Source organism: Streptomyces sp. NBC_01166 (genome assembly GCF_045039765.1).
Taxonomy (GTDB): domain Bacteria; phylum Actinomycetota; class Actinomycetes; order Streptomycetales; family Streptomycetaceae; genus Streptomyces.
The window spans coordinates 4,094,921-4,107,156 of sequence record NZ_CP108613.1; the positions used below are offsets into that span (position 1 = coordinate 4,094,921).

Here is a 12,236-nt window from a genome sequence, read left to right on the forward strand (position 1 = left end):
GCCCAGCGGAGCGGACAACAGCGGTCAGATCTCCACCCTCACCAGCCCCGACGGGAGCACGATCCGCGCCGAGCGCGACCCGTCGGGCCAGGCGACGGGAATCACTGCTCCCGGCGGTGCCCGATGGCAGCAGGAGTTCGACGACCGCGGCAACCGAACCTCTCTCACCGACCCTGCGGGGCGGACCACGCGCTACACCTACGACGCACACGGCCGCCCCGACACCGTCATCGACGCCGTCGGCGAGGTGACGACCGTACGCTGCGACCGGGCCGGCCTCCCGCTGGAAGTGATCGACCCGCTCGGCGGCACGACCCGCTACCGGCGTGACGCCTTCGGCCGCCTCTTGAGTTTCACGGATGCCTCGGGAGCGGTCACAGTCTTCGAGCGGAACGCCGACGGTCTCCTCTCACGCCGGACCTCCCCCGACGGCGCCGCCGAATCGTGGACCTGGGACGGCGAGGGCAACTGCCTAACCCACACGGACCCCTTGGGCCGCACCACCCACTACGAGTACACCCACTTCGACCTCCTCACGGCGAGGACCGGCCCGGACGGATGCCGCTACACCTTGGCCCACGACGCCGAGCTGCGCCTGACTCGGGTAACCAACCCGCAAGGCTTGGAATAGAGTTACGAGTACGATGCCGCAGGCCGGGTGATCGCCGAGACCGACTTCGACGGGCGCACGCTCCGATACGGACTCGACCCCCTTGGCCAGGTGGTCCGCCGCACCACGCCGACGGGCGAGACCATCCACTACGAATGCGACACCGGTGGTCGGGTGACCCACAAGGTCGCGGCCGGCCTCACCACCAGTTGCGCGTACACCCTTGGCGGCCAACTGCTCCACGCCTCCGGTCCTGACGGGGAACTCAGCTATCAGTACGACCGCGGTGGGCGGGTCAAGACAGAGCTGGCCGACGGGCGGGTCACCACGTACGCCTATGACGCCTTGGGCCGCCGGACCCGCCGGGTGACTCCCACCGGGCAGGTGACCACCTACGCGTACGACGCGGCCGGCAACCTCGTCCGGCAAACCAGTGGCGGACACGAGGTGGGCTTCGGCCGCGACGCCGCCGGTCGCGAACTGACGCGTCGATTCGGCGAGATGCTCACGTTCACGACCGAGTGGGACGCTGCGGGACGCGTCGCCGGGCAGGAGACCTCGTCCGGCGGGCGCAGCCTCAACCGCCGCACCTACGTTTATCGCGCCGACGGGATGCTGGCCGGTATCGACGACGAACTCTCCGGGCCCCGACGTTTCGATCTCGACCCGGCCGGGCGTGTCACCGCGGTCCACGCGAACAGTTGGAGCGAGACGTATGCCTACGACGAGGCGGGTAACCAGACCGCGGCCTCGTGGCCCGCATCCATGCCCGGTCCAGAAGCGATCGGTCCGCGCACGTACGCCGGGACCCGCATAATCCGCGCCGGCGACGTCCGTTACGAGCATGACTCCGCCGGCCGCATCACCCTGTGCCAAAAGACCAGGATCTCCCGCAAGCCCGACACCTGGCGCTATGCCTGGGACGCCGAGGACCGCCTCACTGCCGTCATCACTCCGGACGGCACCCGGTGGCGCTACCGCTACGATCCGCTCGGCCGCCGGACCGCCAAACAGCGTCTCGCTCCCGACGGTGTCACTGTGGCCGAGCAGGTGAGCTTCACCTGGGACGGCAGCACCCTCTGCGAACAGACCACCACCTCCGCCGACCTTCCGCACCCGGTCGTCCTCACCTGAGACCACTCCGGAATGCGCCCGCTGGCCCAGACCGAACGCATTACTTCGGCCGACCCCTCCCAGGAGGAGGTCGATCGGCGCTTCTTCGCCATCGTCACTGACCTTGTCGGCACGCCCACCGAACTCGTCGACGAGTCCGGTGCTATTGCCTGGCACACCCGTAGCACGCTGTGGGGCACCACCACGTGGTCGCGTACCTCCACCGCCTATACTCCGTTGCGTTTCCCCGGTCAATACTTCGATCCGGAAACCGGTCTGCACTACAATTATTTCCGCCATTACGACCCGGAGACCGCCCGTTATCTGACACCGGATCCTCTCGGGCTCGCTCCCGCCCCAAATCCCGCGACCTACGTCAACAACCCCCACACAGCGGCCGACCCTCTCGGGCTCGCGCCCGTCGGGTGCCCGGACGAGACGGTGACGGTCTACCGCAAAAAGACGGACCACCCGCTGAGCCAGCGCGTCCATATCGGCGAGAACGGCGAGGTGACGATCACCGGGCACGGCAAGCTCTACCTCAACATGAGCGGGGACATGAGGCACACCGTGGAATTTCGTTCCGACAGCGGGCAGATCGTTTCGTACGACATCCCGAAGTCCTATCGAGATTCCATTCACGAGAACGCGCTTCCACAGAACAAGGCCGACCATCCCGACGGTTCCGCGTTCACCCGACAGGAATGGAAAGCGCTCCTCAAGGAGTACCCCGAGATTTCGGATCCGACAAAGGGTCCACACCTCTACGGCATTCCCGATAAAATGCTCGACGGGTTGAGGGATGCTATTATCCCCGGATCGGGACGCGTGGTCCGAGAAGGGTGAATATCCTCACATGATGCACACCAGCGCCAGCCTGGCCGCAGAATTCCAGCGACTCCAGAACCGCCCGGGTGTCGAATCCGCTCCGCCTGTCCTCGCTCTCTTCGTCGTCGACGTCTCCGGCGACGCCGCAGAGTACGAGCAGCGCCTACGCTCCGCCCTTGCGCCTGCTGTCCGGTTGGGAGGCACTGCGGATTTCGAGCAGGAGAGCATGCCGGTCGACGACGTTCCGGCCTGGTTCGCGGCCGTCAGTTCCGGCAACGAGGAGCGCGCCCCGCAGTTCGCCAGGACCGGCCACGAGGGATATGTGGAGCACACGGGAGGAGGCCGGCCGTGGGAGTTGCAGGACTGGCTGTACCGCTTCGACCCCGACGAGGACTCCCGGGGCTGGGAGTGGTGGGACGCCACCCCGGCCGGGCCGTCCCGCGTGCACATCTGGGTGGACAGCTGGGGAGAATCCTTCTTCGGCTGCCAGGAACTGCTCTGGGTCGCATACGCAGCGGGCGCGGTCCGGGTCGAGGGCCCTGAGCTCCAGAAGTCCACGGTGTGGTCGGCAGAGCGGGGACCTACGCGCTGACACCGCTCGGCGAGGGCTGGACATGCGAAGCAATGCTCGGATGAGAGGCGGTGGCATCGTGGTCCACCGGCCGTCCGACGGCACCATCCTGGGAGAACCCAAACCGTGGAGGCGGCGGTGACCCTGATTGTCACCAACCTTCCTGCTGGATGCGAGCCTGCCATCGACGGAACGTCTGACGGTCTGCAGCCGGGGGCTTTCACCGAGCAGGCGCAGGTGCTTCAAGGGCATGCGTGCAGCCTTTGCGCCGAGGGAAACACCGTCCATCCGCACCGTCCGCCTCTGACGCGGCGGCGCCCCTCGCGAAGGCACTCTTCGTTCACATCGTCCACAGCACCCGTGCTCCATCCGTGCCCTTCGGAGGAGACAACAGCGGTCAAGCACGGCGCCCAGGGACCACTCCAGCCTCGCCCCTCACCAGACAAACATGCAGGTCAGGGTCCCTAAAGCCGTCCAAGGCCCGTTGATTCCCACGATCAGAGCGCGAGTTCGATTCTCGTCGCCCGCTCTGCGTGAAAGCCCCAGGCCCAACGGCCCGGGGCTTCTTTGTGTCCGCCGGGCCATATCCGTGCCGGATGCCCTCTCCACCGGCCCCGGTCGGATGCCCGTCCGTGACGCGGCATCATGCAAGCATGATCACCATTCACCTGAAGTACGAGATCGACGCTGACAAGCTTGAGGATTTCGAGGAATACGGTCGCCGCTGGGTCCGGCTCGTCAACCGGTTCGGCGGGACGCATCACGGCTACTTCCTGCCGAGTGAGGGCGACAGCGACATCGCCTACGCGTTGTTCTCCTTCCCCAGTCTGGCCGCGTACGAGCAGTACCGATCGGACAGCATGTCCGACCCGGAGTGCCGGCAAGCGTTCGAACTGGCTCGTGAGACCCGCTGCATCAAGCGCTACGAGCGCCGGTTCCTCAGGCCGCTGGACGACCTGTCCTAGGCCGGCAGGAGGCATGCGGCGCGATCCCGCCGAGCAGCTGAGCCCAGCGCTCAGGTCTCCAGGGGCCACTTCGCCGTATAGCGGGGCTTCTGGAGTGTTGTCGGCGCCCACGTCAGCGGGGCCCACCAGCAGCGCGTGCGCGGGTGCCCTGGACGAGCCGGCGTTGGATCCTCTGCTCGTTACCGGTCACCACTTGCTGGTGGCCCGGTGGGCGGTTCGTCGGTCGGGGTGAGTGGCGGATTCCGGTCAGCAGCGGTTGCTACCTCTCAACGTGGATCGAAGGACCAGATCAGCCCGACTTCCTCGTCGGACACCCACAGGAGTCCCAGGTCCCAGGGGTACTGGCTGAGCGGTGAGCAGCTGGAGATCTGCCGGTAGAAATCGAAGGCTGTGCCACCTCCCCCGGTATTCGTGAAAAACCGGGACCGGTCGGGGCAGCGCGAGACAATCACCCTGGCGTTCTCCTCCATTTCAGCCAGCCGTTCGGGGAGACGGGGGTCCTGGGTGACATCGAGATCGAGGGTGGCCAGCATCACGAGGAGTCGCACCACTGCAGAACGCGGAATGCCCCTGAGCCGGCTTCGCCATTCCGCCGAACCCGCCTCGTCCACCGGCGGAGTGACGAAGGGGTAGGCCGGGTCTTCCTCCCTCTCCTCCTCGCCTTCGTCGGGATCGATGGTCCGCCAGGACCGAGGATCCGCCGCCTCCCCCCGCATGACCGAGGCGACATCGTGCAGCCAGTCCTCCCGCGTACGGGGCCCGGCGGCGACGAAGGTGTACCGACGGTCGTACATCTCAACCGCCGCCCGCCAGGAATCGGCATCCAGCGGTGTCGGCGGCCTGTCCATATCCGGCGTAGTTCCGTAGTCCATCCAGTCCTCGCTCATACGGGCATCAAGGTGAACACGAAGTGGGGCGGGTCGAGGACCTTGCCGGTCACGGCGTCACCAGCGCGCCTCACCGGTCGAGGGCGGCAGCTCCGCATCCTCGCGCCCGGACAACGTGCCCCTTGAGCAGCGGCGGTGCGGCCCGACCCCGTTCTCCGGAACCGATCTTGCTGAGACAGAACCCGGACATGCGCAGGATCATTTCGGGATCGCCCCGGCCCTAGTGTCGTCAGTGCAAGCAGGAAGCACCGACCCGCAAGCCGCTGGAGATCATGATGCGTTCGCGCCTCGCCAATCGTTCCGCCCGTCTCGTCCTCGCCGCCGCGGCCGTGACGGCCCTCGCCGCCACCTCCACCGCCTGCAGCCCGGACGACGCCGAGGACACCAGCAGCTCTTCGGCTCCTTCCGCCGTCAGCAGCGGGAGCGGCAGCCCCTCCTCCGGCAACAGCCTCTCCGCCAGCGCGTCCGGTTCCGGCGGCTCCTCCGACTCCGGCGAGTCGGACGACAAGACCGCCGCCTCCGGCAACGGCGAGAAGAGCGGCTACGGGCAGTCCTGCGGCACCAACGACCTGGACTTCACGGTCACCTCGGAGACCCAGGCCGGCGGCTACTACCTCGTCACCGCCAAGGCCAAGTCCGGTATCACCTGCTACCTGGACGTCAACACCCCCAGCGTGTCCTTCGGCTCCGGTGCCGACGGCCTCGCCTCCCCCGTCGGACAGGGTGGCGAAGACCCCATCAAGCTCACCGGCTCCGCCGTCGCGTACACCGGTATCAGCCCCAAGACCACCAACACCGATGGCGGCAAGGAATTCGAGAACGTCATCATCGCCATCACCAACGACGATCCCGACCCCGCCGAACTCAAGCTCCCCGACACCGCCACCGTCGACAAGCCCATCGTCACCAACTGGGCCACCGACCGCGCCGAGGCCGTCCCCGTCATCGTCTGACGAACCGGGCCCGGCGCCGTCGCGCTGCACACCAGGGTTTCCGCCAGCGCAGTCGCCCCCGCGCACCCCTGGTTCGTCTCATCGATTGCGTGGTCAGATGAGCCTTCGACTTCCCGAGAACCGTGGATTCCCAAGCACGGAGCGCGAGTTCGACTTCTCGTCACCCGCTCCATGAAAAAGCCCCCAGGCCAGTGGCCGGGGGCTTCTTTGTCGCCTGGAACTGTCACGGCCGAGAGTGGCGTCGGCCGGAACTCCGACGGCGTCGGTATCGAGGGCGTGCACCACGGTGAAGTAGTGACGCGGGCCGTGCCCGGCCGGCGTGCTCTTCATGTGGGGCGAATGAACGGGACTGCTTACGGGCGCAGGGCAGCCCGCTCGGGCAGGATGAGGGGATGCAACCTGTGCTCGTCTACGACGGTGACTGCGCCTTCTGCACGACCTCGGTCACCTTCCTCATCCGGCGGCTGCGGCCGACCTGCGCCGTGACGCCGTGGCAGTTCGCGGATCTGGCCGCCCTCGGCGTCACGCAGCAACGGGCCGAGCGTGAGCTGTTGTGGGTGTCGCAGGTCGGTACGGTGTCCGGCGGTGCACAGGCCATCGCCAAACTTTTCCTGAATGCCGGGGGGCTCTGGGCGTGGTTGGGCGGGTTGCTCGCCCTGCCCCCTGTGCGGTGGATCGCCCACGGTGTCTACCGGCTCGTCGCCACCAACCGTGACCGCCTGCCCGGCGGCTCACCGGCCTGCGCGTTGCCGGCGGACCGCAGGCCGGGCGTACGGCCTGCGGCTTAGGGGCGGCTTCGCGCGAGGGACGCAGGGCTTCCCTGCTTCGGCACGGAACCCGCATGTGCTTCTGATGCGGTCCGTGGCGCTCCCCGGCGCCGGGACGCCCGCCGGCAAAGATTCGCCACCGCGACGTAGAAGCGGTCCGGCAGGAACACGGCGTCGGCGATGATCATCGCGCCGGAGAACAAGGGCAGCCCCATGAGAACGGCGATGCCGATGTGCATGCCGAGCAGCATGGTCAGCACCGGGTACTTGAGCCTGCCGAACAGCACGAAGGGGAAGGCGACCTGGAGCAGCACGGTGAGGTAGCCGGCCACCGCGATGGCGACCGCGTGTCCGTCCGCCCAGTGGGAGAGCGCGGGCCACGGCTGGAAGAGCTCGAGGTTCAGCACGTAGTGCAGTGCCGTTCCGGCTCCCCAGGTGCCGCCCTGCACCTTGTACAGGCCGGCCGCGCCGTAGAGGAAGCAGACCTGGAGCGCGATCACGAGAAGTCCGCAGTTGTGCAGTGCCGTGACCAGGGTGTGCCGTGCGTCGCGGAGTTGTGGTGCGACTTCGGGCCGCCAACGACTCTTAGTACTCCCGGCGGACTTGCGGCGGAGCCTTCGGGCGTCGAGGGACCAGCGGCGTCCGGATGCGGTGAGGACGAGGTAGAGCGCCATCAGGAGAACGAGGTTGTCGCCTCCGTCCGTCATGAAGATCGCCCGCGCGTGGAACGAGGTCACGACCACGGCGAAGAGCAGGGACACGGCGCGGGTCCGCCAGCCCAGCGCGAACAGCGCGCAGATGATGAGCGCCGCCGCGTAGCAGCATTCGAAGTAGACCCGGCTGTCCGACAGCGTGAGGAGGCTGACCCAGCCCGTCTGGTCGAAGAGCTGCCGTGCCAGTGCCGGCGTCCAGGGTGAACCGGGGCCCCAGATCTCATCTCGGTACGGGAACTCGCGCAACAGGAAGACCATGTAGAGCAGGCCGTACCCGATGCGCAGGACCGACACCGCGTAGAGCGAGACGGGGCGTTCGGTCAGCAGCGCCCACGCATCTCGCCCTCGGCCGGACAACAAGGCGGACATCCGTGCGAGCGGCCGGGGGGACAGCGGCTCCCCGGCCGGCTCGACCGCGGCTGTCGAGGAGCGAATCGGGTCAGTTCCGGTCGGAGCCATCGGAGGCCACCTTCCACCAGGGCAGAAGCCGTGTTTCGGCTTTCGCGGCAGCGGCACGGCGATCGTCGGCCGCAGTACCCGGAGCGGCAACGGGCAGGGTGACCACCCGGAGCTGAATGTTCTCGAACGGCTTGCCGTTCAGACCGGCCATCCGGTCGGCGGCGATGTTGCGCAGGTACTGCTGCATCATCACGGCCCGGTCCGAGCGGGGGACGTCGTCGCCTCCGTGGAGTTCGACGTAGGACGTCCAGGACCGCCGCAGAAGGTTCTGCGAGGTGTGACTCGGGAAGGCGTTGTGCTCGATGGCGGATTCATCCAACGCCGTCAGGTCGGTCCAGGGGCCGACCTGGACGGAACCGTCCCGAGCCGTGTGCGCGGTCCGCGCGGAAACCTTCCGGTTGACGGAGTCCGGGTCCGGAGCGAACAACCGCCAGTTCTGCTCGAAGAGCGGGTAGACCCAGGCATTCACCTGCTGGCCGTAGCGCTTGGAGACGACGTTCGAGGGCGCCACATGCAGGAATACCAGGCCGATGTGGGCCAGGGCCGTGACCAGGCAGAGGGCCACGGCGGTGTTCAGGGCCCCTGCCCCCGCCCTTTGCGCTCGGCGCGGCCCGGCTGCCTCTCCGTCCGCGGCGTCCGGACCCGGCGCCGTACCGAGGGCCCGCTCCTGCTTCTGTCCGTGTTCTGATGTGACTTCGCCCAGCACTGCCCCGCCCTGTTCTTCTTGTCGTCCGTCTCGTGGAAGCGCGCGGCGGGCCCCGAGGAGAGGCTCCGCCGCGCGCTGTCAGTCGGCAGCGCGCGTGGCGCGCCGCCGGCTAGCCCTCGTGGCCCTCCGGCCCCTGGGGCTCGTCGCCGTAGCCGCCGTTCTCCTGGCCGTGGCCGCCGTGCTCCTTCGGCTCGTCGCCGTGCTCCTTCGGCTTGCCGTGGTGCTCCCCGGGCTTGTCGCCGTGCTCCCCGGGCTTGCCGTGGTGCTCCCCGGGCTTGCCGCCGTGCTCCTCGGGCTTGTCGCCGTAGCCGCCGTGGTCGCCGCCGTGGCCGGGGCCACCGTGGTCGCCACCGGGGCCACCGGGGCCACCGGGGCCACCGTTGCCGCCGCCCGTGTGCCCGCCGTTCTGGCCGCCGGTCACGCCGCCCTTGCCGCCGCCGGTGGTGTTGCCGGCGATGTTCCCGGAGGTGTTCCCGACGGTGTTGCCCGTGGTGGTCCCCGTGGTGGTCCCCGTGGAGGTGCCGCCACCGGTGGTGCCGCCGGTCAGGACACCGCCGAGCACACCGCCCAGCACACCGCCGGTGCCGCCGGTGGTGCCGCCGGTCAGGACTCCGCCGAGCACACCGCCCAGCACGCCGCCCGTGGTGCCGGTGGTGGTGCCCGTCGTGGTACCCGTCGTGGTGCCGTTGGTGGTTGCGCCGCCGCAGGTGGAACGGGTGATTCGGTTGGTGTCCAGGCTGACCGAGCCGTTACGCGCCAGCGCCCGGCCGTCGATGCTCGCGTTGGTGTTGGCAGTGATCGAGGTCAGGGCCAGGATGTTGCCCACGAAAGTCGTGTTGGTGCCGAGCGTGGCCGAGCTGCCGATCTGCCAGAACACGTTGCACGGCTGCGCACCGTTGATGAGGGCGACGCGACTGGCGGACGCCGTCGTCAGACCCGAGCCGACCTGGAAGACCCAGACCGCGTTGGGGTCGTCCTGGGCGTCGAGCGTGAGGGTGCCCGTCAGGCCCAGGGTCGAGGGGGCGGTGTAGACGCCCGGTACCAGCGTCAGCCCGCCGGCGTCCGGCGGAAGCACCGCGTCCGTCGATTGACCTGCGGCGTTGTTGTACGCAGTCACCAGGTCGGTCTGGGCCTGGAGTGCGACAGCGTCCGCGGAGTGGAAGACGCCCCCGTTGACGATGCCCGGCGGGAAGCCGCTGATGGCCGTACCAGGACTGACACCGACACTGCCGGTGATCACGGACGGGCCGGTGTTGGTGACCGACTGACCGCCCAGAACGGCGAAGCTCTGCGTGGTACCCAGCGGTACGGGAGTAGCGAGGGCAAATGCCTGAGAAGGCGCGACGGCCACCAGCGCCGCGGCGACCGTCGTAGTAAGGGCTGCCGCGAGCCAGGACGAAACAGTGCGCCGTTGTGCAGCACCAGTGGATCTGAGCTTCATCAGAAACCGGTTTCTCTGTGTGAGGCGTCGGCTCCCGGGCCGTTCACGGTTTCCCGAAAGCCCTCATGTTGTCGCCAGCACATTACGCACACAAAGGCCCCACAAACCCGGAGAAACGAGGCTATCAAGGCTCATTTCTCGAGTAGCAATTTCGGATTATCCGATTTTTCTTCTTGTCGCGAATTTAACCCCATTGATCGATTGCAGGTAATTGAAACGTTTCTTCGTGACGCCACTCAAGGATTCTCCGTGACCGCTGACCGACTGCCCGGACGGGCGTTCGCTGCGCATATCGACGAATGCGCCGTGCCGTTCGGGTGACAACCATCCGCGCCGTCCGTATCCGGCGCCCAGCGGGGTCCATACCTGAGCCCATGGACAGGAAACTGCCGAGACGAACGGTGCGTGCCGCAGTGCGAGCAGAGAATTTCGGATCCCTTCGGCATCGCGTTGTCGCCGGATGCTGTGCCCTGCTGCTCCTGGCCCTGGCTTCGGGCGCGGCAGTCCATGCGGCCTCGTCGCCCGACGCCGGCGGTTCCGGCCGGCTCGACCCGCGGATCGCGGAGATCATGCGGAAACCGGACTACCCCGACGCCCAGTGGGGACTGCTCCAGCAGGACCCGGACAGCGGGCGGGTCGTCCACAGCCGGTTCGCCGAGCAGTTCTTCGTCCCCGGGTCGGTCGCCAAGCTGTTCGGTACCTCCGGGGCGTGGAACACCCTCGGCGGCGATCACCGCTTCAGGACGCCGGTCTACGCGCTCGGCGAGCGCCGCGGAAGCACGCTGGACGGCGATCTCGGCCTTGTCGCCCAGGGTGACCTCACCATGGGCGGCAGGACCCGCCCCGACGGCACGGTCGACTACACCGACCTCGACCACACGTACGCCAATGACTTCCCCGGCGCCACGCTCACGCCGGAGGACCCGCTCGCCGGGATCAACCAGATCGCGCAGCAGGTGAGGCGTTCCGGCATCACCCGCGTCCAGGGGAACGTGATCGTCGACAACCGGCTCTTCCGGCCTGAGCCGGTCTTCGCCCCCGTCCCGGCCCCGCTGATCATCAACGACAACCTCATCGACCTGCTGACCACCCCCGGCGCCCGCCCCGGCGCGCCCGCGCAGCTGGACTGGCGGCCGAAAGTCGCCCCGTACCGCGTCACGTCGACCGTGCGGACGGTGGCGGCCGGTGAGCCGACCGACATCGAGGTGACGACCTCCGACAACGGCACCCGGATCCAGCTGTCCGGCACCGTCGCGGCCGGCTCAGAGCCGGCTCTCAAGGTGTCACCCATCGCCGATCCGGCGGCCTTCGGACGCACCGCGCTGATCGAGGCGCTGGGGCGGGCCGGAGTGCAGGTGACCGCGAATCCGACGGGTGCCAACCCGGTCGGCCGACTCCCCGGCTCGTACGAGGGCCGACCGCGCGTGGCGCTGTACACCTCCCCGCCGTACGCACAGTACGCCAAGCTCATCTTCAAGGTCAGTCACAACCTGGGCGGCAACCTGGCCATCTGTCTGATGGCGGTCGCGGCCGGCAGCAAGGACTGCATGGACGGCTTTCCGGTACTGGCCGACTTCCTGGAACGCGCGGACGTCGACCGCAAGCAGGTCCAGCTCCTGGACGGCCGCGGCGGAAACCCCGTCGACCGGACCACGCCCAAGGCCGTGGTGCAGTTGCTGACGTACTGGCATCACACCCCGGAGGCGGAAGTCTTCCGCAACGCGCTGCCCATCCTCGGCGTCGACGGCCTGCTGGCCGACAACTGCACCGACTGCCCCGCGCGCGGAAAAGTGTTCGCCAAGACGGGAGCCGCAGTGGGGCTGGACGCACTCAACGACCGTCTGGCCGTCAACGCGATCACGATCGCCGGCTACCTGGACAAGGGCAACGGCCGCTTCGACGTCTTCTTCGCGGGCGTGAACGGCGCCTCCACCCCGACGACTGACGTCAACGGGGTGCTGGATATCGCCGATGACCTCGCCATGATCTCCGCGTACCTGCAGGAGGCGGCGGCGCGGCGGGAAGACTGAAGGCACCGCGCCGCGGTCGGTCGAGGAGGTCGCACACCGATCGGTTCGTGTCCCGGTGGCCGCAGCAGCCTCAGGTCCGACCCTCATCGCCCGCTCCACGACGAAGGCCCAGGTCAATGACCTGGGCCTTCGTGCTTGCCTGGAGTCGGGCAACGGGGGCCGCTCCGGTAAGCAACGGTTGGCACCGCTCCAC

General features: G+C 68.2%; 9 protein-coding genes and 1 pseudogene. 6 read left to right on the plus strand and 4 right to left on the minus strand.

Annotated features, from left to right (window positions below; all coding sequences use genetic code 11):
* Positions 1–13: 13 nt before the first annotated feature.
* The 3 genes and pseudogenes from OG379_RS18745 to OG379_RS18755 all read left to right on the plus strand — a co-directional run.
* Positions 14–2,569, plus strand: a pseudogene (locus tag OG379_RS18745) (RHS repeat-associated core domain-containing protein); the annotation flags it as partial.
* A 10-nt stretch (positions 2,570–2,579) separates the two neighbouring features.
* Positions 2,580–3,143, plus strand: coding sequence for a hypothetical protein (locus OG379_RS18750; RefSeq protein ID WP_405664249.1), 564 nt, complete (start codon positions 2,580–2,582; stop codon positions 3,141–3,143).
* A gap of 632 nt (positions 3,144–3,775) precedes the next feature.
* On the plus strand, positions 3,776–4,087 hold the full coding sequence (locus tag OG379_RS18755) for an NIPSNAP family protein (protein WP_382986027.1): 312 nt from the start codon (positions 3,776–3,778) through the stop codon (positions 4,085–4,087).
* A gap of 266 nt (positions 4,088–4,353) precedes the next feature.
* Here OG379_RS18755 and OG379_RS18760 read toward each other — a convergent pair whose 3' ends face one another.
* The gene (locus OG379_RS18760) at positions 4,354–4,974 is read right to left on the minus strand and encodes a hypothetical protein (RefSeq protein WP_405664251.1); all 621 of its coding nucleotides are present in this window, start codon (positions 4,972–4,974) and stop codon (positions 4,354–4,356) included.
* A gap of 275 nt (positions 4,975–5,249) precedes the next feature.
* Here OG379_RS18760 and OG379_RS18765 point away from each other — a divergent pair, with 275 nt between their 5' ends.
* A complete protein-coding gene (locus OG379_RS18765; RefSeq protein ID WP_405668575.1) occupies positions 5,250–5,927 on the plus strand; it encodes a DUF4232 domain-containing protein in 678 nt (225 codons plus the stop codon).
* A 392-nt stretch (positions 5,928–6,319) separates the two neighbouring features.
* Positions 6,320–6,715 (plus strand): thiol-disulfide oxidoreductase DCC family protein, encoded by a 396-nt coding sequence (locus OG379_RS18770; RefSeq protein WP_405664253.1) that lies wholly within the window; start codon positions 6,320–6,322, stop codon positions 6,713–6,715.
* Here OG379_RS18770 and OG379_RS18775 read toward each other — a convergent pair.
* The 3 genes from OG379_RS18775 to OG379_RS18785 form a co-directional block, all read right to left on the minus strand.
* Positions 6,712–7,776 (minus strand): HTTM domain-containing protein, encoded by a 1,065-nt coding sequence (locus OG379_RS18775; RefSeq protein WP_405668576.1) that lies wholly within the window; start codon positions 7,774–7,776, stop codon positions 6,712–6,714. The two genes, OG379_RS18770 and OG379_RS18775, sit on opposite strands and share 4 nt — an antisense overlap.
* Before the next feature lie 70 nt (positions 7,777–7,846).
* On the minus strand, positions 7,847–8,431 hold the full coding sequence (locus OG379_RS18780; protein ID WP_405664255.1) for a DUF5819 family protein: 585 nt from the start codon (positions 8,429–8,431) through the stop codon (positions 7,847–7,849).
* A gap of 250 nt (positions 8,432–8,681) precedes the next feature.
* A complete protein-coding gene (locus tag OG379_RS18785) occupies positions 8,682–10,013 on the minus strand; it encodes an ice-binding family protein (protein WP_405664257.1) in 1,332 nt (443 codons plus the stop codon).
* Positions 10,014–10,426: 413 nt separating this feature from the next.
* On the opposite strand from OG379_RS18785, the gene dacB reads away from it, so the two are divergent.
* Positions 10,427–12,043, plus strand: coding sequence for a D-alanyl-D-alanine carboxypeptidase/D-alanyl-D-alanine-endopeptidase (gene dacB / locus OG379_RS18790; RefSeq protein WP_405664259.1), 1,617 nt, complete (start codon positions 10,427–10,429; stop codon positions 12,041–12,043).
* The last annotated feature ends 193 nt before the right edge of the window (positions 12,044–12,236 follow it).

Bases quoted from the DNA above. Each gene is read 5' to 3' on its own strand.
- OG379_RS18750 (WP_405664249.1), top strand. From the start codon at position 2,580: ATGATGCACACCAGCGCCAGCCTGGCCGCAGAATTCCAGCGACTCCAG.
- OG379_RS18755 (WP_382986027.1), top strand. From the start codon at position 3,776: ATGATCACCATTCACCTGAAGTACGAGATCGACGCTGACAAGCTTGAG.
- OG379_RS18760 (WP_405664251.1), bottom strand. From the start codon at position 4,974: ATGAGCGAGGACTGGATGGACTACGGAACTACGCCGGATATGGACAGG.
- OG379_RS18765 (WP_405668575.1), top strand. From the start codon at position 5,250: ATGCGTTCGCGCCTCGCCAATCGTTCCGCCCGTCTCGTCCTCGCCGCC.
- OG379_RS18770 (WP_405664253.1), top strand. From the start codon at position 6,320: ATGCAACCTGTGCTCGTCTACGACGGTGACTGCGCCTTCTGCACGACC.
- OG379_RS18775 (WP_405668576.1), bottom strand. From the start codon at position 7,776: ATGTCCGCCTTGTTGTCCGGCCGAGGGCGAGATGCGTGGGCGCTGCTG.
- OG379_RS18785 (WP_405664257.1), bottom strand. From the start codon at position 10,013: ATGAAGCTCAGATCCACTGGTGCTGCACAACGGCGCACTGTTTCGTCC.